This window comes from Chryseobacterium soli (genome assembly GCF_000737705.1).
GTDB classification, from domain to species: domain Bacteria; phylum Bacteroidota; class Bacteroidia; order Flavobacteriales; family Weeksellaceae; genus Chryseobacterium; species Chryseobacterium soli.
On sequence record NZ_JPRH01000010.1, the window covers coordinates 200,351 to 221,490 of the forward strand.

21 protein-coding genes, 1 tRNA gene and 1 pseudogene are annotated in these 21,140 nt (G+C 37.0%); 20 read left to right on the top strand and 3 right to left on the bottom strand.

The annotated features are described in order from the left end of the window. Position 1 precedes the first annotated feature (1 nt). From IW15_RS19315 to IW15_RS19335, 5 genes are all read left to right on the top strand, one after another. Positions 2-1,186, top strand: a complete 1,185-nt coding sequence (locus IW15_RS19315; RefSeq protein ID WP_034714708.1) for an efflux RND transporter periplasmic adaptor subunit — start codon at positions 2-4, stop codon at positions 1,184-1,186. A 1-nt stretch (position 1,187) separates the two neighbouring features. After that, the gene (locus tag IW15_RS19320; RefSeq protein ID WP_034714709.1) at positions 1,188-4,334 is read left to right on the top strand and encodes an efflux RND transporter permease subunit; all 3,147 of its coding nucleotides are present in this window, start codon (positions 1,188-1,190) and stop codon (positions 4,332-4,334) included. Between the two features lie 21 nt (positions 4,335-4,355). Further along, a complete protein-coding gene (locus IW15_RS19325) occupies positions 4,356-5,771 on the top strand; it encodes an efflux transporter outer membrane subunit (RefSeq protein ID WP_034714710.1) in 1,416 nt (471 codons plus the stop codon). 147 nt (positions 5,772-5,918) lie between these two features. Beyond that, entirely contained in the window at positions 5,919-6,416 is a 498-nt protein-coding gene (locus IW15_RS19330) for a GNAT family N-acetyltransferase (RefSeq protein WP_034714711.1), read from the top strand. Beyond that, complete coding sequence (locus tag IW15_RS19335; RefSeq protein WP_034714712.1) at positions 6,413-6,892, top strand: MarR family winged helix-turn-helix transcriptional regulator; 480 nt, start codon at positions 6,413-6,415, stop codon at positions 6,890-6,892. The genes IW15_RS19330 and IW15_RS19335 overlap by 4 nt, the downstream gene beginning before the upstream one ends. A gap of 68 nt (positions 6,893-6,960) precedes the next feature. Here IW15_RS19335 and IW15_RS19340 read toward each other — a convergent pair. Further along, positions 6,961-7,037, bottom strand: a tRNA-Ala gene (locus IW15_RS19340). A gap of 225 nt (positions 7,038-7,262) precedes the next feature. Next, positions 7,263-7,946 carry a hypothetical protein gene (locus IW15_RS19345; RefSeq protein ID WP_034714713.1) on the bottom strand — a complete coding sequence of 228 codons (684 nt, stop codon included), beginning with the start codon at positions 7,944-7,946 and terminating at the stop codon, positions 7,263-7,265. 434 nt (positions 7,947-8,380) lie between these two features. Here IW15_RS19345 and IW15_RS19350 point away from each other — a divergent pair, with 434 nt between their 5' ends. Then, on the top strand, positions 8,381-8,749 hold the full coding sequence (locus tag IW15_RS19350) for a hypothetical protein (RefSeq protein WP_034714715.1): 369 nt from the start codon (positions 8,381-8,383) through the stop codon (positions 8,747-8,749). A 52-nt stretch (positions 8,750-8,801) separates the two neighbouring features. Here the strand turns inward: IW15_RS19350 and IW15_RS19355 are convergent, their stop codons facing one another. Then, a complete protein-coding gene (locus IW15_RS19355; protein WP_034714717.1) occupies positions 8,802-9,440 on the bottom strand; it encodes a hypothetical protein in 639 nt (212 codons plus the stop codon). A 154-nt stretch (positions 9,441-9,594) separates the two neighbouring features. Here IW15_RS19355 and IW15_RS19360 point away from each other — a divergent pair, with 154 nt between their 5' ends. The 14 genes and pseudogenes from IW15_RS19360 to IW15_RS19425 all read left to right on the top strand — a co-directional run. Next, complete coding sequence (locus IW15_RS19360) at positions 9,595-10,167, top strand: C40 family peptidase (protein WP_185097431.1); 573 nt, start codon at positions 9,595-9,597, stop codon at positions 10,165-10,167. Between the two features lie 21 nt (positions 10,168-10,188). Then, positions 10,189-10,515, top strand: a complete 327-nt coding sequence (locus IW15_RS19365; protein WP_034714719.1) for a LytR/AlgR family response regulator transcription factor — start codon at positions 10,189-10,191, stop codon at positions 10,513-10,515. Positions 10,516-10,622: 107 nt separating this feature from the next. After that, a complete protein-coding gene (locus IW15_RS19370; protein ID WP_034714721.1) occupies positions 10,623-10,994 on the top strand; it encodes a DUF2255 family protein in 372 nt (123 codons plus the stop codon). A 150-nt stretch (positions 10,995-11,144) separates the two neighbouring features. After that, positions 11,145-11,957 (top strand): 2,3,4,5-tetrahydropyridine-2,6-dicarboxylate N-succinyltransferase, encoded by an 813-nt coding sequence (locus IW15_RS19375; RefSeq protein WP_034714724.1) that lies wholly within the window; start codon positions 11,145-11,147, stop codon positions 11,955-11,957. A gap of 340 nt (positions 11,958-12,297) precedes the next feature. Next, a complete protein-coding gene (locus IW15_RS19380) occupies positions 12,298-13,395 on the top strand; it encodes a glycosyltransferase family 4 protein (RefSeq protein ID WP_034714726.1) in 1,098 nt (365 codons plus the stop codon). A gap of 249 nt (positions 13,396-13,644) precedes the next feature. Then, positions 13,645-14,502, top strand: a complete 858-nt coding sequence (gene hisG / locus IW15_RS19385) for an ATP phosphoribosyltransferase (protein WP_034714728.1) — start codon at positions 13,645-13,647, stop codon at positions 14,500-14,502. Between the two features lie 2 nt (positions 14,503-14,504). Beyond that, positions 14,505-15,779 carry a histidinol dehydrogenase gene (gene hisD / locus IW15_RS19390; protein WP_034714730.1) on the top strand — a complete coding sequence of 425 codons (1,275 nt, stop codon included), beginning with the start codon at positions 14,505-14,507 and terminating at the stop codon, positions 15,777-15,779. Between the two features lie 4 nt (positions 15,780-15,783). Next, on the top strand, positions 15,784-16,815 hold the full coding sequence (gene hisC, locus IW15_RS19395) for a histidinol-phosphate transaminase (protein ID WP_034714732.1): 1,032 nt from the start codon (positions 15,784-15,786) through the stop codon (positions 16,813-16,815). Continuing rightward, the gene (gene hisB / locus IW15_RS19400; protein WP_034714734.1) at positions 16,812-17,906 is read left to right on the top strand and encodes a bifunctional histidinol-phosphatase/imidazoleglycerol-phosphate dehydratase HisB; all 1,095 of its coding nucleotides are present in this window, start codon (positions 16,812-16,814) and stop codon (positions 17,904-17,906) included. Before hisC ends, hisB begins: the two co-directional genes overlap by 4 nt. 1 nt (position 17,907) lies before the next feature. Continuing rightward, positions 17,908-18,486: an imidazole glycerol phosphate synthase subunit HisH gene (hisH, locus tag IW15_RS19405; RefSeq protein WP_034714736.1), complete on the top strand. Its 579-nt coding sequence runs from the start codon at positions 17,908-17,910 to the stop codon at positions 18,484-18,486. A 1-nt stretch (position 18,487) separates the two neighbouring features. Continuing rightward, positions 18,488-19,210, top strand: a complete 723-nt coding sequence (gene hisA / locus IW15_RS19410) for a 1-(5-phosphoribosyl)-5-[(5-phosphoribosylamino)methylideneamino]imidazole-4-carboxamide isomerase (RefSeq protein ID WP_034714738.1) — start codon at positions 18,488-18,490, stop codon at positions 19,208-19,210. Further along, positions 19,203-19,955 (top strand): imidazole glycerol phosphate synthase subunit HisF, encoded by a 753-nt coding sequence (gene hisF, locus IW15_RS19415; RefSeq protein WP_034714740.1) that lies wholly within the window; start codon positions 19,203-19,205, stop codon positions 19,953-19,955. Before hisA ends, hisF begins: the two co-directional genes overlap by 8 nt. Continuing rightward, positions 19,952-20,539 (top strand): bifunctional phosphoribosyl-AMP cyclohydrolase/phosphoribosyl-ATP diphosphatase HisIE, encoded by a 588-nt coding sequence (hisIE, locus tag IW15_RS19420; RefSeq protein WP_034714742.1) that lies wholly within the window; start codon positions 19,952-19,954, stop codon positions 20,537-20,539. Before hisF ends, hisIE begins: the two co-directional genes overlap by 4 nt. Before the next feature lie 158 nt (positions 20,540-20,697). Beyond that, positions 20,698-21,140 (top strand): annotated as a pseudogene (locus tag IW15_RS19425) (T9SS type A sorting domain-containing protein); the annotation flags it as partial.

The following is a 21,140-nucleotide window of genomic DNA, read 5'->3' on the forward strand; positions in this document are numbered from 1 at the left end:
AATGAATAATAAACTAGTTATACTTTCTATTGCAGCGCTTTCACTCACAGCCTGCAAAAAAGAAGCTCCAAAACAGGATGGTGCAAAGCCGTATCCTGTCGTTAATGTGGAGGCAAAGAATATCGTAGGTTATCAGACATTTCCGGCTACCATCCAGGGTAGAGTAAATAATGATGTACGTGCGAAAATACAGGGATATATCACTCAGGTTTTAGTGGATGAGGGGCAGTATGTAACAAAAGGGCAGCCTTTGTTTCGTCTTGAAACCAATATCCTGACAGAAAATGCAGCAGCAGCAAAAGCCGGAATCGGTGCGGCTGAATCCACCATTGCAGCTTCACAGGCAGCGGTAAATGCCGCTCAGGTTGAAGTCAATAAATTAAAACCTCTGGTGGCTAAAAATATCATCAGTGATGTTCAGCTGCAGACGGCACAGGCTAATTTAGCTCAGGCAAAGGCTCAGTTACAACAATCTATGGCGGCAAAACAACAAGCCTCAGCCAATTACAAAGGAGTAGCAGCGAATATTGAATATTCCATTATCCGTGCGCCCATTTCTGGGGTTATTGGTAAACTTCCTTTAAAAGTGGGAAGTTTGGTTGGGCCAACAGATCAGACTGCATTAACTACGATTTCAGATACTTCCCAGTTGTTTGCTTATTTCTCAATGAATGAAAAAGAGTATTTTGATTTTCTGGAAAAATCTCCGGGTTCTACAATGTCTGAGAAGATCAAAAACCTTCCGATGGTAGAATTGCAATTGGCCAACGGAAGTATTTATTCCGAAAAGGGTAGAATTGAAGCCATTACAGGACAAATTGATGCTACTACAGGGACTATTCAGTTCAGAGTTGCCTTCAACAACCCTCAGAAATTGTTGAGCAACGGAAACAGTGGATCTATCAGACTTCCAAAAACATATGATAATGTATTGGTCGTTCCTGAAAGTGCAACCTATGAGCAACAAGGTATTGTTTACGTTTATAAAGTAGAAAAAGATACTGCCAAAAACGTAGTCATTAATGTGATCGACAGAATCGACAATATGGCTTTAATAAAATCAGGGGTAAATAAAGGCGAGACTATTGTGGCTGCCGGTATTGGTGGTTTAAAATCAGGAACTCCGATTAAAAAACAGCCTGTAAAAATGGACAGTCTTGTACAATCTATAAAACCGAAATTCTAACATGATAAAAAACTTTATAAACAGACCGGTTCTATCCACCGTTATATCAATTCTTATTGTTATACTCGGGGTATTGGGACTGATCTCTTTACCAGTTACACAGTATCCTGATATTGCACCGCCTACCGTAAGTGTTACAGCAAACTATACCGGTGCCAATGCGGAGACTGTAATGAAAAGTGTTGTAGTGCCTTTGGAGGAACAGATCAATGGGGTAGAAGGAATGGACTACATTACTTCCAGTGCAGGGAATGACGGTTCAGCACAGATCCAGGTATTCTTCAAACAAGGAATTGATCCCGATATTGCTGCGGTAAACGTACAGAACCGTGTGACCAGAGCAACACCACTACTTCCAAGTGAAGTAACCCGTTCGGGAGTTGTAACACAGAAGCAGCAGACGAGTGCCCTGATGTATATGTCTTTCTATTCTGAAAACAAAGACTTAGACGATGTGTATCTTCAAAACTTCCTGAATATCAACGTTATTCCAAACTTGAAAAGGATTAATGGAGTAGGTGATGCCAACGTTTTCGGAGGTAAAAACTACTCAATGAGAGTTTGGCTGGATCCTTCAAAAATGGCAGCGTACGGATTAACTCCGGATGATGTTACTACGGCAATCAATGAGCAGAGTAGAGAAGCAGCAGCGGGTTCTATCGGACAAAACAGTGGAAGTTCTTTTGAATATATCATTAAATATGTCGGAAAATTCAACGAAAAAGATCAATATGACAATATCATCATTAAAGCACTTCCGGACGGACAGAACTTAATGCTGAAGGATGTTGCTAAAGTTGAACTGGCAGGGCAGTCTTACACCGGAATCGGGGAAAACGGAAATAATCCATCGATCAGTATGGGGATTTTCCAAACGCCGGGTTCCAATGCTCAGGAGATTATTAAAAATATTAAAACCTATCTTAAATCAGCAGAAGGAAGCTTTCCTGAAGGAGTAAAATATACTTTTAACTTTGATACCAACGAATTCCTTGATGCATCTATTGAAAAGGTAGTTCATACCTTAATAGAAGCATTTATCCTGGTATTTATTGTGGTGTATATCTTCTTACAGGATTTCAGATCTACTTTAATTCCGGCCATTGCGGTTCCGGTATCTATTGTGGGTGCATTCTTCTTCCTGAATTTATTTGGATATTCATTAAACCTTTTAACCCTATTTGCATTGGTTCTTGCAATTGGTATTGTGGTAGATGATGCGATTGTCGTCGTCGAGGCCGTTCACGCCAAGATGGAACATGGTATTTCCGATGCTAAAAAGGCAACCGTAGAGGCGATGGATGAGATTACAGGAGCTATTATTTCCATTACGTTGGTAATGGCAGCGGTATTCGTTCCGGTAACTTTCATTACAGGTCCTACAGGGGTTTTTTACCAGCAGTTTGGGATTACCCTGATTATAGCGATTATCATTTCTGCGATTAACGCATTAACGTTAAGTCCGGTTTTATGTTCATTGTTCTTAAAGCCTCACGATGCGCATCATGCAGAATATAAAAACTTAAACTTTTTACAGAAATTTTTCTACAAGTTTAACATTGCTTTCAAAACAACAACAGACCGTTACGGAAGAGGATTTGTATTCTTGTTGAGACATAAATGGGTGACACTTATCATCTTTGCCGTAACAGGAGGTATTCTTTACTGGGCAAGTACTACCATGAAAAAAGGTTTCGTACCTACAGAAGACAGAGGGATCATCTTTACAGACGTACAGCTTCCTCCGGGAGCTTCTATGGAAAGAACGTATAACGTATTGAAAACACTTCAGGCAAACGCATTAAAAGTTCCGGGAGTACAAAACGTTACCATTTCTACCGGTAGAGGTTTCTTATCCGGAAACGGAAGTAATAACGGTCTTGCCTTCATTAAATTAAAACCATTTGATGAACGAAAAAAAGGAGGCCAGACATCTGAAGATATTACAAAACAGTTATTTGGGATCTCAGGAAAAGTTCCGGATGCGAAAGTCGTATTCTTCCAGCCGCCAAGTGTACCAGGTTTTGGTAACAGTGCAGGTTTTGAGATGGTGTTGCTGGATAAATCAGGAGGTGATTATGCCGATCTTGATGACAAAACCAATCAATTCATCGGAAAACTGATGCAGAGACCCGAAATTGAATTTGCTCAATCCTCATTTAATACAAAATATCCTCAGTATCAGATGGACATTAATGTTCCTTTGGCTAAACAGGTTGGAGTTTCTGTAAGCACGATTCTGAGCACGATGCAGGGATATATAGGAGGGGTGTATACCGCCGACTTTACGAAATACGGGAAACAGTTCAGGGTAATGGTTCAGGCTCTTCCGGAAAACAGAAAGAGTATTGAAAATTTAAATGAATTGTACGTAAGAACAGCTTCAGGAGTGATGTCACCGATTTCTCAGTTCGTAACGCTGAAAAAAGCATATGGTCCGCAATCGGTAAGCCGATACAACCTGTTTACTTCTGTCAAAATTACAGGGGCTAACTCTGCAGGATACAGTTCCGGGGATGCGATTACAGCTGTTCAGGATGTGGCGAAGGAAACATTAAATCAAAATTATGATGTAGAGTTTACGGGGTTAACAAGAGAAGAATTGAATTCAGGATCTCAGACGCTTTTGATCTTTGGATTAAGTTTAATCTTCGTGTACTTCATTCTTTCTGCTCAGTATGAAAGTTATATCCTTCCGCTGGTGGTGGTGATCTCACTTCCTCTTGGGGTAATGGGAGCATATTTTGGTCAGAAAATAATGGGCTTGGAAAACAATATTTATTTCCAGATTGCATTGATTATGTTGGTGGGATTACTTGCGAAAAATGCAATTTTGATCATCGAATTTGCCGTCCAGAGAAGACACCATGGGGAAACCATTGTCATGTCTGCCATCAATGCTGCAAAAGCGAGATTAAGACCTATTCTGATGACATCATTTGCCTTTATATTCGGTTTATTACCGCTAGTGCTGGCAAGCGGAATTGGGGCAGTAGGTAACAGATCTATTGCAACAGGTGCTGCGATCGGATTATTAATAGGTACTATTTTAGGACTTTTTGTAATTCCTGTATTGTATGTTATTTTCCAAACCTTACAAGAAAAAGTGAAACCTATTAAGAAAGAAGAGATCAATTTAGCAGAATAAAAATCTTTAAGATTTATCATAATGAAGAGTTTATTAAACATCATAAAAGGAATAACTTTTTCAGTCGCAATTCTGGCAGCCGTTTCATCTTGTATGGCGAGAAAAGAATACGAAAGACCGAAAAATGTTGTTGACGAAAAGCTTTTCCGAACAGATATGCTTCCTTCAGACAGTATCAATATGGCGGATGTTTCATGGAAAGAAATTTTCACGGATCCGATACTGCAAGGGCATATTTCCAAAGCGTTGGAAAACAATTTAGACATTAGAATTGCATTGCAGAGCATTGCTTCTGCAGAAGCCTATTTAAAGCAAAGCAAAGCAGCCTATGAACCTACCTTAACAGTAGGACCGGGCTATACTTTCCAGACACAATCTTTGAATACCCAAACCGGGAAACTATTTGGAGACAGACGATATATCAACCAGATTGATATTACGGCAAGTATAGGTTGGGAAGCTGATATCTGGGGGAAACTGAAAGCTCAGGAAAAAGCACAGTTGGCAACATATTTAGGAACTGTTGCAGCCCACAAAGCTGTAAAAAGTGACCTGGTAGCGTCTGTTGCCTCTGCATATTATCAATTGTTAACCTATGATGCTCAAAAAAGAATCATTGCAGAAACGATTGCCGTGCGTGAGAAAAATCTGGAAACCACGAAAGCTTTAAAAGCATCAGGAACGCTTACGGAAGTTGCCGTGCAGCAGAGTGAAGCGTTGGTTTTCAATGCAAAATCTTTGCTGATTGATACCGATACCCAGATCCAGCTCTTAGAAAATACCATGAGTTTACTGATGGGGGTGCCATCCAATTCTATTCAAAGATCTACACTGGAATCCCAGAATATTCCGATCGATCTGAAATTGGGATATCCGGCTCAGTTATTGGCAAACCGTCCTGACGTGATGAGAGCAGAATATAACCTGATGAATGCTTTTGAATTAACGAATGCAGCAAAAGCTCAGTTTTATCCAACCTTAAAACTTACAGGAAGCGGAGGAATTCAATCACTCGATATTGATCATTTGTTCAGTGTGAACTCTCTGTTTGCAAGTGTGGTGGGTGGTTTAGCACAGCCTATTTTAAACAAAAGAGCGATCAGAACCAACTACGATGTAAGTTTAGCCAATCAGGAAACAGCCTATCTGAACTTCAGAAAAACGGTTCTTACCGCAGGGAAAGAAGTTTCCGATGCCATCAGAGTATTCTCTGTTCAGGATTCTTATATCGACCTGAAAAGAAAAGAGCTTGATGCTTACAAAAAATCAGTAGATTATTCTCAGGAACTTGTGAACTATGGGATGGCCAACTATCTTGAAGTATTGAATGCCAGTGTAAATTCATTGAATGCTGAGCTTAATATTTCTAATGCCGAATACAGTAAAATGAAAGCAGGAATAGATCTTTACCAGGCTCTTGGCGGAGGCTGGAAATAAGTAAAACCGCAATCATCGATACAAAGCGTATGTCAGTAATGGCATACGCTTTTTTTATAGTTAATATAAATAAAATGAGTTTCATCTCAATTAAATTTGCATATATGTAGTTAACTACGTAGTTTTGTATGGTAAAAAAATCATCTTATGAAATTAGAGATCCGTACCCTAGACAATTCTTATTCAGAGCAAGCAACCGATCTTATTTTGAATATTCAGCAGAAAGAATTCAATGTCCCGATTACCATTCATGATCAGCCTGACTTGGCTCAGATCGAAAGTTTTTATATTGAAGCAGGAGGAAACTTTTGGGGAGCTTTCATCAATGGGGAATTGGCAGGAACCATCGCGTTGGTAAAGTTTAATGAAAAAGAAGGAGCCATAAGAAAGATGTTCGTTAAAAAAGAATTCAGAGGAAAAGACTTAAATATTGCACAGCTTTTATTGGAAATTTTAATTTCTTTCTGTCGGGAAAAAGGAATAGAGAACCTATATTTGGGAACTGTAAATATATTAAAGGCTGCAATTCGGTTTTACGAAAGAAATCAGTTTCATGAAATTCAGAAAGAAAATCTGCCTGCCAGTTTTCCTTTGATGAATGCTGATAATGTATTTTACCATCTCAAAATAAACGAAAACAGATGAACATAATTGATGAATCAGGCATTCTGGCCATTTCAACCCGGTTACAGCGTCTCAGCGAACAGCTGAGAAAAGACGGTGCTTTGATTTACAAAGAATTCGGGATTGATTTTGAACCGAAATGGTTTCCGGTAATATTAACGCTCCATCACAAAAAGGAATTGAGCATTGTAGAGATCGCCCATGAAATAGGGTATACCCATCCTTCAACCATCAGTCTGCTGAAGGAGCTTGAAAATAAACAATTAATCCTGTCCAAAAAAGACAAACAGGATGAACGTAAACGCCTGATAGAAGTAACATCTAAAGGAGAAGCCCTCGTGGAGCAAATGAAGCCGGTTTGGGAGCTGATTAAAAAAGTATTGGGTGAGATCGCAGACAATGAAAACAACCTGCTGGCTGCCATCAATGAAGCGGAAACAAAGATTGCTGAACAGTCTTTCTACCAAAGAGCCCTGCAATTGAAAAATTCTAAATAGAATATCAGAAATTTGTGGAATAAGATATAATAAAAAAGAGTTACAATTTATTTTGTAACTCTTTGATTTGGTGGAGAATACGGGGATCGAACCCGTCACCTTTAGACTGCCAGTCTAACGCTCTAGCCAGATGAGCTAATTCCCCAGTTGTATTTTACTGTGCCATTTTTTAAAGCGGTACAAAAATAAGTATTTAAACTATATATGCAAATATTTTATCATTTTTTATTTAATTAATAAATATGTATGGATAATGGATTGTTTGATAAATTATAAATCCGTCCCAATTAGCTATTGAGACGGATTTTTTTACCTATCTTTTTTTAGATACCCAGCATAAGTTTATTTAAGATCAGTAAAACAAGATGCATTATAAGCTTCTTGAGCGGGATACCGAAATAAGATACACCAAATGAGCAAACATACTTCGTTTTACAGATTCTATTTTTACATCTCCGGTGGTTTGATTAACTGTTGCTACTAAATCGGTATTGCATTGCCCGTTAAAAGAACCGCTTCCTAAATAATTGGCTACATTCGTACTGGGATATGATATTCTTGGGAAGTCCGGCGCAACCTGTTCTGCTGCTGTTGCTCCGCCAATGTATCCTTTATTATCAATATAACGGGCAGACCACGTTCCCAGAAACTGTCCATTTCCAGTATTGATGCCTTGTCCAACAATAATTTGCGTGTCTACAGATCTGTTGAATCCTGCACAAGAACTGTAATGGTTGACACTTACCGTGCAGGACGAAGCATTATCTGTAGGCACAAAGCATTTTCCTTCATATACAGTAAGTCTCTGTTCTGCAGAACTGGTAGAAGTGTTTAACAGCGCTTTAGGAGAGAAAATTTCCTCCGGTGTGATCAGTCCTAAAACGCCAAGATCGTTGGCGACAACAATTTTGTTTTCGGTATTTGATAAACCTCTTATTCTTGTACTACCATTTACATCCAGAGTATTGGTAGGAGTAGTTGTATTAATACCTACCTGGGCATAAGAATAACTGATAAAGGTAATTGTTAAAAAAAGAAAAGCTTTTGTTTTCATGGTGTAGTTATAGTTTAAATGTATTTACAATTATTCCCTAAATATAGAAATAAATAAAAAAACGAAAAAATTTTATACAAATAAATATTGTTTATTAAAAAATAATAATAATGGTAGTATAGGTTTATAACCAATAATTTAAAATTCATAATGCAAAATTGATGGAAATTTAAAATTGGAAAATCAGAATGTTTATTCCTTATTTCCTGTCAGTTTTCAGGCTGGAAAAAAAAGGTGGAACCTCAATTGTAAAATAAATGGATAATAATAAATTTTTAATGAGATATTCTCAATTTAATAATGGTTTCGTAAAATAAAGCGTATAAAAAGTAGAGAAATAAAATTTAAATTATATATTTGCCGGAGCCAAAAGATCTATAAGATTAATTGAAAGAATAACAGAAAATGTATTCTATAAAACTATTATAAAAACTATGAAGAAATTTTTTTTACTTTTGTTAATGACATTTATATCAATCGGATGCAGTTCTGATGATGACACTATTTATGATTACATCGGAACATGGTCTGGAACTTACGAAGGCAGTGACAAAGGGGTTTGGAACATCGTAGTAGCAAGTGATGGGAAAGTGAAAGGAACAATGCATTCTGATGTGAATAACGAAAACTATAATATTTCCGGAAATCTAAGTACTTCAGGAGAGCTTAACGCAAGTATAGGGCTTCCTTCAGATGGAGATTTTAAAGGAACACTGACTACCGATAAAACTGGAAACGGAAACTGGTCTAATGCAGTTCCTACACCTACAAGAACCGGTACCTGGAAAGGAGAAAAGAAATAATGCATTTTAAATAAATAAAAAAGCCTGCAATTAATTGCAGGCTTTTCTATTTTTAAACGAATCCCATATGGGTAATATCTCCGTTTTTTTTCAGAACCATAAAGTAGATCGGAATCTCTGTCTCCAAAAAATGATTCTCAAAATTGATTTCATCACGATTATTGATGGCAATACTTTTTTCAATGGTTTCCGCAGTGTACCTTTCAAAATCAATTTTTAAAGTGACAATTACTGCTTCTTTTGCAGAGCAATTTTGCCCAAAATGAATAGTGTTATTCTTTATCATTATCATTTCAGATCCTGGGTTTGCTTTCGTTCCAAAAGTAAATGCTTTAAGAAGCGCTTTCCCTTGTTCTGTTTCTAATCCCTTTTTAACCGTACGTTTTCCTCTTTCAGAAATAAGATCCAGGTTTTTAATCTCGGTCATTACTTTCGCAAACTGCTGATAGAGCAGGGGATCTCCTGCCTGCCTGATGTAGGCGTCAAGAGCTGTTCTTATCACTTTTCCGGTTTTAGAACAGTGTCCGAATTCAGAACTGTTCTGCCGTACTTTTTCGTACGCAGGGCTTTTTTTAAAAGCTGTTTTATTGAACCCGCTTTTCTTCCTTACTACATTTTTTCCGTTCAGCTCATAAAAAACAAGACCTCCAACCGTTCCTTTTATTTTAATTAAACTTTCATATGTTGCCATATCTTATAATAGGAATCAAATATAATGATAATTAAGAGAATACAAAATTTTAACATATATTTATCATATAGTTGTAGTATAGCTAAAGTATAGTTATTATATAATTATGTATATTTGTCATAATATAAGTTAGTTTAGTAAAAATCAGACAGATATGATACCTGGATTATTTGAGAAAAAAAATAGAATAAAGCAGTTTTGTGCTTTGCTGATTGCCTCTTCACTGATTGTTTCCTGTGGAAGTTCAAAAAATGTAGCTTCTAAGAAAAATACCAGCACAAAATCCGTTGCCAAAGCTGAAAATCTCAGAAAACTGGATTCAAAATTTGACGGTAAAGTTTCAAGATCAATTAATGATGTACTGAAAGATGCCGAAAAATATCTGGGAACTCCCTATAAATTTGGTGGGAATACTTCTTCCGGTTTCGACTGCTCCGGTTTTACGGTAAAAGTTTTTGAAGAAAATGACTTTTCTCTGCCCAGAAGATCTTCTGATCAGGCCGAAGCAGGTAAAAATATTGATATTAAAGACGTAAAGCCTGGAGATCTGTTGTTTTTTGCTACAGCCGGAGGAAGCAGAGTTTCTCACGTAGGAATTGTACATGATATCGGAAGTGATGGAGAAGTGAGATTCATCCATGCTTCTACTTCAAAAGGAGTAATGATTTCTTCCTTAAACGAAAAATATTGGAATAAGGCTTACCTGCATGCCCAAAGAGTTTTATAAGGGTTTCAATCGATAATCCGAATGGAAAATACTGCTTTTGCTTTTATCAAAACAGATAAAAAACTGGTTAAATTATTCTTTAACGACATCACCGTAATTAAAGGGCTGGGAAATTATGTGGAAATTCATACCGTCCACGATAAGAAATACACCTACTACAAAAGCCTTAAAGATCTCATTGAAAATCTTCCCAATGAATTTATGCGTATTCATAATTCTTATATTGTGAACCTCACGAACATTGAATATTTTGAGGATAATCATATCATCATAAAAGAGATGAAAATTACCGTTGCAAAAAGTTATCGCGAATGTCTTTCTAATACCCTTCAGAATAGAATGCTGTAACCGTCCACATCAACAAACCAGCATACTAAATAATACTTTCCACAACTTGCATAATAAAATTGCCGGCTTCTTTTATTCCTTTTACATTGCTTTAAAAATGAATTGCAATGAACAAAGAAGAAGCTTTAGAGTACATTAAAATACATAACCTGATAGGAATTAAAGCAGGTTATGAACGCCAGAATTTTTTAGAAATATGGATGGTGGTAGTTCAAGACCGGATCTTTGCCCGTTCCTGGGGACTGGCGGAAAAGAGCTGGTATAATAGTTTTATCAAAAATCCGATAGGAGAGATTCAATGCGGGGATTTCCAATTTACCATTAACGGATTTATTCCTCATGATAAAGATGAGCTGGCGGATGCAATCAATCAGGCATATTTAACAAAATATAATACTGGGCATAATAGTAAATATGCAAAAGGAATCGTTACAGAAAAGCATATTGAAAAAACCATGGAATTTATCCTTTGTGAGTAAAGAAATATGGTCATGATTCAGACAAAGAAAGAAGACGCTAGGAAAGAGGTTATTCCATCGAATTTGTAGGTTAGACCAAACTTTTGTATTTTTGATCCTTATAATAGAGTCATACTTTATACAGTAAAAATAATAAATTAAATAAGAAATATGTCATTACAACAAACTATTGAAAACATCTGGGATAATAGAGATTTATTGCAAAATGAAGACAGCAAAAAAGCCATCAGAGAAGTTGTTTCTTTATTGGATTCCGGTGCACTTCGTGTTGCAGAACCTACAGAAAACGGATGGCAGGTAAATGAATGGGTGAAAAAAGCGGTAGTGATGTATTTTCCGATTCAAAAAATGGAAACCATTGAAGTGGGTCCGTTTGAATTTCATGATAAAATTCCATTGAAGAGAAACTATGCGGAAAAAGGAGTACGAGTGGTACCTCATGCAGTAGCTAGAGAAGGTTCTTTCATTGCTTCAGGGGTGATTTTAATGCCTTCATACGTTAATATCGGTGCTTATGTAGATTCTGGAACCATGGTTGATACATGGGCTACCGTAGGAAGTTGTGCACAGATCGGTAAAAACGTTCACCTAAGCGGTGGAGTGGGTATCGGTGGAGTATTGGAACCGTTACAGGCTGCTCCGGTTATTATCGAAGACGACTGTTTCATCGGTTCAAGATGTATCGTTGTAGAAGGAGTGCATGTAGAAAGAGAAGCTGTTTTGGGAGCTAATGTTGTATTAACAGCCTCTACCAAAATCATTGATGTTACAGGTGATACGCCTATCGAAATCAAAGGAAGAGTTCCTGCCCGTTCAGTTGTAATTCCGGGAAGCTATACAAAACAATATCCGGCTGGAGAATTTCAGGTTCCTTGCGCTTTGATCATTGGTCAGAGAAAAGAATCTACAGATAAGAAAACATCTCTTAATGATGCTTTAAGAGAAAATAATGTAGCTGTCTAGTTTTTAAAACAGAAAGAACATTAAAAATAAATACTATAAACCCTGAATATCTATTTAGGGTTTATATTTTGTAATATAATAAGAATCATCTGCGAGAGTTTACCATAATCATCTGTGCAAATCTGCGAAATCTGTGGTCAAATAAAATAAATCACAATTTTTTAGATTGTTAAAAGATAACAGATGGAAATAATAAAGATAATCCTCGTAACGCAGATAGGAAAGGTATTTTGATTCCTAGCTTTATACAAGAAGATTTAAAATAGAAAAAGCCAATGTAATATACCAATAAAAATTGTACTTTTGGAGCATTCCAGCACATTCAAAAATAAACAAGATTATGAAGATTGCCTTTGATGCAAAACGTTTTTTTTACAATACATCCGGATTGGGCAATTATTCAAGAGACCTGGTAAGAATACTTTCTACATATTATCCTGAAAATGAATACCTCCTGCTGAACAAAAACAACTCTGAACGAGGAAAAGATATTCTGGAGAAACCCCATGTTTACTATATAGAAACATCAAAAGGAAATTTCTCCCGTCAGTTGAAAATGGGTAAAGATGCCCAGAAACAGCATGCCGATATTTTTCATGGATTGTCCGGAGAATTACCGTTACGATGGGGGAAAGAACCCATTAAAAAAGTAGTGACTATTCATGACCTTATCTTTATGAGGTATCCCCAGTATTACTCATTTTTTGACAAAAAAATACACCTTTGGAAATTTAAAAAAGCGGCAGCATCTGCGGACAAAATCATTGCGATTTCCGAGCAGACAAAGCAAGATATTATCACTTATTTAAAAGTGCCGGAAAGCAAAATTGAAGTTATTTATCAAGGCTGCCACCAGGCTTTTAAAGAACAGCAGCCAGAAGATTTTATAGAATATACAAAACAGAAATACCAGCTTCCTGAAAGATTTATTTTAAACGTAGGAACTATCGAAGAGCGGAAAAATCTCCTCAATATTGTAAAAGCAGTCAATGAAACAGAAATTCCTCTTGTGGTAGTCGGCAGAAAGACAAAATATTTCACAAAAATAGAGCAGTACCTCAAAAAAAGTAAGATGGAAAAGCAGGTCCACTTTCTTGAAGGTGTGACCATGGATGAACTTGCTGCCATCTATAAACTGGCCGATATCTTCGTATATCCAAGCTTCTTTGAAGGATTTGGAATTCCGGTGATAGAAGCTATTTTCTCAAAAACAGTGGCCGTTACCAGCAATACCAGCTGCCTGCCCGAAGCAGGGGGAAAAGATTCAGTATATATTGATCCTGCAAATTATCTAGATATTAAAGCTAAAATACAATTTCTATGGGATAGCGAATCCGAAAGAAAACGCCGTGCTGATAAGGGTTTTGAGTTTGTTCAGAAATTTAATGACCAGCCTATCGCTGCACAGCTGATGCATTTTTATCAAAAAATTATGTAAAAAATACTTTCAGTTTAAAAATAAATACTACATTTGTACCACAATTTTCAATACAATGAAACCAAATTTTTTAACACTACATCATTATTATCATCATCTCTGCTAAGACGGAATTGATTGATATTTACATGTGTTAAAATCAAAAATAATTAAAAACCGTCTGAGTCAATAGACGGTTTTTTTGTTTCCAGGATTCTCCTTAGAAATTTCAATTAATCAGTTTTATTTACTCAGGCTAAAAAAATAGAAATGAGTAAATTAAAAATTGCAATTCAAAAAAGTGGCCGTCTGTACGACGAATCCTTACAACTGCTGAAAGACTGCGGAATTTTTGTCAACAACGGAAAAGACCAGCTTAAAGTGTCTGTAGATAATTTCCCAATGGAAATCATGTACCTGCGGAATTCTGATATTCCTCAATATCTCGAAGATGGAGTGGTAGACATCGCTGTCGTAGGTGAAAATCTACTGACTGAAAAACAGAAAAATATTCAGATTGTACAATATCTGGGGTTCTCCAAATGCCGTGTTTCTCTTGCTGTTCCAAAAGAAATTGAAACCGATAGCCTTTCCTATTTCCAGGGCAAAAAGATTGCTACTTCATACCCTAATACCTTACAAAATTTCCTGAAATCAAACGACATTGCAGCCGATATACACGTTATTTCCGGTTCCGTGGAAATAGCGCCGAATATAGGACTGGCAGATGGAATCTGTGATATTGTGAGCTCCGGAAGTACCTTATTTAAAAACGGATTAAGAGAAACGGTTACCCTGCTGAAATCAGAAGCCGTTTTAGCTAAAACCCCACAGTTAAGCCAGGAAAAAAATGCCATTCTTGAAAAATTTCTATTCAGAATCAAGTCTGTGCTCAAAGCTAAAAAATCAAAATATATTCTGATGAATGTTCCTAATGAGAAGATCGCTGAAATTTCGAATGTACTTCCGGTTTTGAAAAGTCCTACCGTCATTCCGTTAGCAGAAAAGGATTGGAGCAGTATTCATTCCGTGATTGATGAAGAGCGTTTTTGGGACGTGATTGACGAACTAAAGGCCAATGGCGCACAAGATATTTTAATTATTCCAATCGATAAAATGGTTATTTAAACATGAAAATATACAGATATCCCTCAAAAAACAATTGGCAGGAAATGGTAGAACGTCCTGTTTTTAAGAGAGAAGAAATTTCAGAAACGATCGCTGCTATTTTTAATGAAGTGACAGAGAAAAAAGATCAGGCACTGTTTAGTTTTAATGAAAAATTTGATGGTGTACGTCTTGAAAGTATCACCGTTACAGAAGCGGAAATCAAAAAAGCAGAAGATATAATTTCCGAAGAATTGAAGCAGGCAATCCGTCAGGCCAAAGAAAATATTTCAAAATTTCATGCCGCTCAGCAATCAGCAATTGAAAAAATTGAGACTACAGCTGGGGTAACCTGTTGGAGAGAAACCCGCGCTATAGAAAAGGTAGGGATTTATATTCCGGGAGGAACGGCTCCTTTATTTTCTACTGTTTTAATGCTTGCCATACCCGCTCAATTGGCAGGCTGCAAAGAAATTATTTTGTGTACACCGCCGGATAAAGATGGAAATGTACACCCTGCTATTCTCTATGCTGCCCGGCTTTGCGGAGTTTCCAGACTATTTAAAGTTGGCGGAGCTCAGGCAATTGCAGCCATGACATTAGGCACGGAAAGTATCCCGCAAGTGTATAAGATTTTCGGCCCAGGGAACCAGTTTGTGGTTGCAGCCAAAGAATATGCTCAGCGTTATGGAGTCGCAATTGATATGCCTGCGGGTCCTAGTGAAGTATTGGTTATTGCCGATCAGCAGGCGGTTCCTGCATTTTGTGCAGCAGATTTACTTTCACAGGCGGAACACGGGAGTGACAGTCAGGTTGTTTTTATTGCCACTGATCTTACAGTTTTTAGCGAAACGATTGCAGCCGTTGAAGAACAGGTTCTACAGCTTCCCAGAAATGAATTGGCAAAAAACGCATTGGAAAACAGTTATTGTATTCTGCTTAATACTATTGAAGAAGCCTTTGAATTCAGTAATCTGTATGCTCCTGAACACCTTATTCTTGCAATAGATAATTTTGAAAAATACCTTCCATTTATCCAAAACGCCGGCTCTGTTTTTCTTGGAAATTATTCATGCGAAAGTGCCGGTGATTATGCCAGTGGAACCAATCACACACTTCCTACTAACGGCTTTGCAAAAAATTACAGTGGAGTTTCATTGGATAGTTTTGTGAAAAAAATTACTTTCCAGCATCTTTCAAAAGAAGGACTGGAAAATTTAGGAAATACCATAGAAATCATGGCGGAAGAAGAAGGACTATTTGCTCATAAAAATGCAGTAACGATACGATTAAAATAATACAATGAAACAATTTACACTCAATAATATAGTTAGAAAGAACATTCTAGAATTACAGCCTTACATCAGTTTCAGGGATCATAATGAATTCAATGCTCCGGTTCTGCTGGATGCGAATGAAAGTCCTTTCGGAACATTCAACCGGTACCCGGATTCTACTCAGAAAAAGCTTAAAAAACGATTGGCAGAATTAAAAAAAATCTCAACAAACCAGATTGCGTTGGGGAACGGAAGCGATGAATTGATTGATCTGATCATTAAAGTTTTCTGTGAACCTAAAAAAGATGCAATCCTGATGATGAATCCTTCTTTTGCGATGTATGGTTTTTATGCTTCCATTAATGAAAATAAGGTAGTAAAACTCAATTTAGATAGGAATTTTGAAATCGTGAAAGATGATTTTCTAAAGATCACCAAAGAGAATGATATAAAGATTTTCTTTCTGTGCTCTCCCAATAATCCTACCGGAAACAGTATCGAAGATATTGAATTCTACCTTCAGAATTTTAATGGAATTGTAGTGGTTGATGAAGCCTATATTGAGTTTTCAGGAAAAAGATCAAGTCTGGAATTCCTTAACACATATCCTAATTTAATTGTTCTCCAGACATTTTCTAAAGCATGGGGAATAGCAGGAGCCAGAGTTGGAGTAGCGTATGCTTCAGAAGAGATTATCAGCTTTATTAATACCGTAAAAGCTCCTTACAATGTCAACTCCTTAAGCCAGGAATTGATTTTGAAACATCTCAACGAAGATCTTGTGGTAGAACAAAATGTAGCGAACATCTTACATGAAAAAGAATGGCTTGGGGAGGAATTTCAGCATATACCATGTATTGCAAAAGTATTTCCTACAGACGCCAATTTCTTTTTGATTGAATTTCTGCATATTGAAAAAGTATATCAACAACTGCTGGAAGAAGAGATTCTTACAAGCAAAAGAGCACCTGCCATTCCGGATTGTATCAGAATTAATATCGGAACGCGTCAAGAAAATGAAAAGTTAATCCGAGTTTTAAAAAACATAACCCTATGAAAAAAGCATTATTTATAGACCGCGACGGAACGTTGATCATAGAACCTCCCATTGATTTTCAGGTTGATTCCCTGGAAAAACTGGAATTTTATCCCGGTGTTTTTCAAAACCTGGCGAAAATTGCCAAAGAACTGGAATATGAACTCGTGATGGTTACCAATCAGGATGGTTTGGGAACAGACAGTTTTCCTGTTGAAGATTTTAGTAAGCCTCACGAAAAGATGATCAAAGCTTTTGAAAATGAAGGAATTATATTCGATGGAATTTTAATTGATAAAAGTTTTGAGTACGAAAATCTGCCTACCAGAAAACCTGGAATCGGAATGTTCGCAAAATATATTTACGGAGATTATGATTTAGCCAATTCCTATGTGATTGGAGATCGTATTACCGATATTCAGCTGGCACAAAATCTGGGTTCAAAAGCTATTTTTATTGGTGAACAACCCAATGATCATGCATTATTAACAACCAAAAGCTGGGAAGAGATTTATCAGTTTTTGAAAAAGCAGCCAAAGAAAGCCCGGATTTCAAGAAAAACCAATGAAACAGAGATTGATATTGAGGTGAATCTTGACGGAAAAGGACAATCTGAGATTTCTACAGGACTTCATTTCTTTGATCACATGCTGGAACAGATTTCGAAACACGGAAGTTTGGATGTGAAAATTAAAGTTAAAGGAGATTTGCAGGTTGATGAACACCACACGATGGAAGATACGGGAATTGCTCTGGGAGAAGCTGTTTTAAAAGCGTTGGGAAAGAAAAAAGGAATTGAGAGGTATGGTTTTCTGCTTCCGATGGACGATTGCCTGGCACAAGCAGCAATTGATTTTGGAGGAAGACCCTGGCTGGTCTGGGATGCCGATTTTAAAAGAGAAAAAGTAGGTGATGTACCCACGGAAATGTTCTATCACTTTTTTAAATCGTTCACTGATTCTTCCCGATCTAATCTAAATATAAAAGCGGAAGGAGATAATGAGCACCACAAGATTGAAGCGATTTTCAAAGCGTTTGCAAAAGCAGTGAAAATGGCAGTAAACCAGTCGGATCCCAACTATAATTTACCCACTACAAAAGGAAGTTTATAACATGATTGCTATTATAAAATACAACGGCGGAAACGTAATTTCTGTTCAGAATGCATTGAAACGACTGAATGCAGATTCTATCGTTACCGATGATTTTGATCTGATTAAGAATGCTGATAAAGTGATTTTCCCGGGTGTTGGAGAGGCTTCCTCCACCATGAAATTATTGAGGTATAAAGGGTTGGACAAACTTATTCCCACGTTACAGCAGCCTGTGTTGGGGATATGTTTGGGAATGCAGCTGATGTGTGGCAGCAATGAAGAAGGAAATACCGAAGGAATGGGCATTTTTGATATTAAGGTTAAAAAATTTCCACCTGAAGATCTTGTTCCGCACATGGGCTGGAATACCCTTTCACAATGTCAATTACCAGTTTTTTCAGGAATAGAATCGGAGGATGATCTTTATTTTGTTCACAGCTATTATTGTGAACTGTCGGAGTATACGACTTCGGTCTGTAATTATATTCTTCCGTTCAGTGCTTCTCTGCAGAAAAATAATTTTTATGCCACACAGTTTCACCCTGAAAAATCGGGAAGAGTGGGAAATGAAATATTAAATAACTTTTTAAAACTTTAAGATGAAAATTATTCCCGCAATTGATATTATCGACGGAAAGTGCGTCCGTCTCTCAAAAGGAGATTACAACACCAAAAAAATATACAATGAAAATCCCCTTGAAGTAGCCAAAGAATTTGAAGAGTACGGAATCCAGTTTCTTCATTTGGTGGATTTGGACGGAGCAAAATCTAAACATATTGTGAATCAGAAAGTATTGGAAAAAATAGCCTCCGGAACTTCATTACAGATTGATTTTGGAGGTGGTTTAAAAAGCCGTCAGGATATAGAAATGGCTTTTAATTCAGGAGCGAAGCAGGTCACAATTGGAAGCATAGCAGTTCAGGATCCTGATTTCTGCCTTCAGATTATTGAAGAGTATGGTGCTCAAAAAATTATTTTAGGAGCCGATTGCGAAAACAGGAAAATAAAGACTTCTGGCTGGCAGGAAGAAAGCAATATAGAAGTCATCAGTTTTATTCTTGATTACATGAAAAAAGGGATTAAGGAAACGATTTGTACTGATATTTCGAAGGATGGAATGCTGGCAGGACCTTCAACTGATCTTTATAAAGATATTGTAGAACAGACATCTGTTCAGTTGATTGCCAGCGGAGGAATTTCCGGCATTGAGGATGTGTATACCATGAAGGAAACCGGATGTTCAGGAACGATTATCGGAAAAGCGATTTATGAAGGAAAAATAACATTACAACAACTTCAAAATTTCATTGCAAATGCTTAAAAAGAGAATCATCCCATGTCTGGATATTAAAGACGGCAGTACCGTAAAAGGGATTAATTTTGAAGGTCTCCGGAATGCCGGCGATCCTATAGAATTGGCCAAGAAGTACGAATTGGAAGGAGCGGATGAGCTGATATTTCTGGACATCACAGCCACGATTGAAGAAAGGAAAACATTTGTTGAACTTGTAAAAGATATTGCTAAAGAATTAAGCATTCCTTTTACAGTTGGCGGCGGAATTTCTTCCTTAGAAGATGTCCGGAAGCTTTTGGATGCCGGTGCTGATAAGATCAGTATTAATTCTTCCGCGGTTAAAAATCCACAACTGATCTCTGATTTGGCTAAAGAATTTGGAAGTCAGTGTATTGTTGTTGCCATTGATACGAAATTTATTAATAATGATCATTTCGTGCATGTAAAAGGAGGAAGAGAAATTACTGATTTAAAGACCGTAGAATGGGCAAAAAAAGCAGAAATTCTGGGTGCGGGAGAAATCCTTTTGACCTCCATGGATGGAGATGGTACAAAAAACGGGTTTGATATCAATATTACAAAAATAGTTTCCGAAAACATTAATATTCCTGTGATTGCTTCTGGCGGAGCAGGGAAAGTGGAAGATTTTGAAACGGTTTTTAAAGAGACCCAGGCAACCGGAGCTCTCGCGGCAAGGGTCTTCCATTTTAATGAAATACAGATTCAGAACTTGAAGGAAACACTAAAAATTAAAAAAATAAACGTAAGATGAAAATAGATTTTGATAAAAATAACGGTCTTGTTCCGGTCATTATTCAGGACAATATCACAGCGCAGGTTCTCATGTTAGGCTATGTGAATGAAGAGGCTTTTGAGAAAACAAAAAAAGAAGGAATTGTCACTTTTTTCAGCAGATCCAAAAACAGACTCTGGACAAAAGGAGAGGAATCAGGTAATTTTCTTACGGTAAAAAGTATTCAAATTGATTGCGATAATGATACTGTTTTAATAAAAGTAATTCCTAAAAATACCGTTTGCCATACCGGAAGTTTCAGTTGTTTTGGAGAAAGAGAAAATAAGGGATTTCTCTATCAATTAGAAGATACCATTTCAAACCGGATCGAGGAAAAGGTGGAAGGATCTTATACCTATTCACTGTATCAGAAAGGCATTAATAAAGTCGCTCAAAAAGTAGGAGAGGAAGCTGTAGAATTGGTTATTGAAGCTAAGGATAATAATGCAGACCTGTTTAAAAATGAAGCAGCAGACCTCCTGTATCATTTTCTGATTCTCCTTAAAACAAAAGGATTTTCTATGGCGAATATTGAAGCTGTACTCATGGAGCGTGATAAATAAGCAAAACCCTTTGAAATTTTCAAAGGGTTTTTTGTTACCTTAAAAAAATAAATAACACGTCATGTTTTGTCGTTACGGATTATGAGATTTGCATATAATAAATTCTTTACAGGGATCGTGAAATTATTATATTTGATAAATTTTAATAAACACAATTTATGAAAAAACTCTACATGAGTGTACTTTCAATGTGCACTATCATAGGTATATGTGCCCAGGAAGTGTTGTGGCAGAAAGACATTAAATCCAATACTCAGGATTTCTTAAGCCAGGTCACTACCACCATCGATCAGCAATACCTGATTACCGGAAGCTCAATTCAGACCAGTAAACTTCAAACAGAAGGTAATAAGCAAAACAACGGTTACGATTTTCATTTGGTAAAAATTGATCAGCAAGGGAAAGAGATATGGGGAAAATATTTTTCAGGAAATAACCATGATTTTCTATCTGCTTCTGTAGCGACCCAGGAAGGAGGATTTCTTCTGGCCGGCACCTCCTATTCCGGAAAAGGATTAGATAAAAAAGACGAATCCAAAGGAGGATCTGACATCTGGCTGATCCGGATCAATGAATTCGGAGATGAGCTTTGGCAAAAAAC

What these genes read in the sequence shown, in the direction of transcription:
- IW15_RS19315 (WP_034714708.1), top strand. Translation starts at nt 2, where the DNA reads ATGAATAATAAACTAGTTATACTTTCTATTGCAGCGCTTTCACTCACA.
- IW15_RS19320 (WP_034714709.1), top strand. Translation starts at nt 1,188, where the DNA reads ATGATAAAAAACTTTATAAACAGACCGGTTCTATCCACCGTTATATCA.
- IW15_RS19325 (WP_034714710.1), top strand. Translation starts at nt 4,356, where the DNA reads ATGAAGAGTTTATTAAACATCATAAAAGGAATAACTTTTTCAGTCGCA.
- IW15_RS19330 (WP_034714711.1), top strand. Translation starts at nt 5,919, where the DNA reads ATGAAATTAGAGATCCGTACCCTAGACAATTCTTATTCAGAGCAAGCA.
- IW15_RS19335 (WP_034714712.1), top strand. Translation starts at nt 6,413, where the DNA reads ATGAACATAATTGATGAATCAGGCATTCTGGCCATTTCAACCCGGTTA.
- IW15_RS19345 (WP_034714713.1), bottom strand. Translation starts at nt 7,946, where the DNA reads ATGAAAACAAAAGCTTTTCTTTTTTTAACAATTACCTTTATCAGTTAT.
- IW15_RS19350 (WP_034714715.1), top strand. Translation starts at nt 8,381, where the DNA reads ATGAAGAAATTTTTTTTACTTTTGTTAATGACATTTATATCAATCGGA.
- IW15_RS19355 (WP_034714717.1), bottom strand. Translation starts at nt 9,440, where the DNA reads ATGGCAACATATGAAAGTTTAATTAAAATAAAAGGAACGGTTGGAGGT.
- IW15_RS19360 (WP_185097431.1), top strand. Translation starts at nt 9,595, where the DNA reads ATGATACCTGGATTATTTGAGAAAAAAAATAGAATAAAGCAGTTTTGT.
- IW15_RS19365 (WP_034714719.1), top strand. Translation starts at nt 10,189, where the DNA reads ATGGAAAATACTGCTTTTGCTTTTATCAAAACAGATAAAAAACTGGTT.
- IW15_RS19370 (WP_034714721.1), top strand. Translation starts at nt 10,623, where the DNA reads ATGAACAAAGAAGAAGCTTTAGAGTACATTAAAATACATAACCTGATA.
- IW15_RS19375 (WP_034714724.1), top strand. Translation starts at nt 11,145, where the DNA reads ATGTCATTACAACAAACTATTGAAAACATCTGGGATAATAGAGATTTA.
- IW15_RS19380 (WP_034714726.1), top strand. Translation starts at nt 12,298, where the DNA reads ATGAAGATTGCCTTTGATGCAAAACGTTTTTTTTACAATACATCCGGA.
- hisG (WP_034714728.1), top strand. Translation starts at nt 13,645, where the DNA reads ATGAGTAAATTAAAAATTGCAATTCAAAAAAGTGGCCGTCTGTACGAC.
- hisD (WP_034714730.1), top strand. Translation starts at nt 14,505, where the DNA reads ATGAAAATATACAGATATCCCTCAAAAAACAATTGGCAGGAAATGGTA.
- hisC (WP_034714732.1), top strand. Translation starts at nt 15,784, where the DNA reads ATGAAACAATTTACACTCAATAATATAGTTAGAAAGAACATTCTAGAA.
- hisB (WP_034714734.1), top strand. Translation starts at nt 16,812, where the DNA reads ATGAAAAAAGCATTATTTATAGACCGCGACGGAACGTTGATCATAGAA.
- hisH (WP_034714736.1), top strand. Translation starts at nt 17,908, where the DNA reads ATGATTGCTATTATAAAATACAACGGCGGAAACGTAATTTCTGTTCAG.
- hisA (WP_034714738.1), top strand. Translation starts at nt 18,488, where the DNA reads ATGAAAATTATTCCCGCAATTGATATTATCGACGGAAAGTGCGTCCGT.
- hisF (WP_034714740.1), top strand. Translation starts at nt 19,203, where the DNA reads ATGCTTAAAAAGAGAATCATCCCATGTCTGGATATTAAAGACGGCAGT.
- hisIE (WP_034714742.1), top strand. Translation starts at nt 19,952, where the DNA reads ATGAAAATAGATTTTGATAAAAATAACGGTCTTGTTCCGGTCATTATT.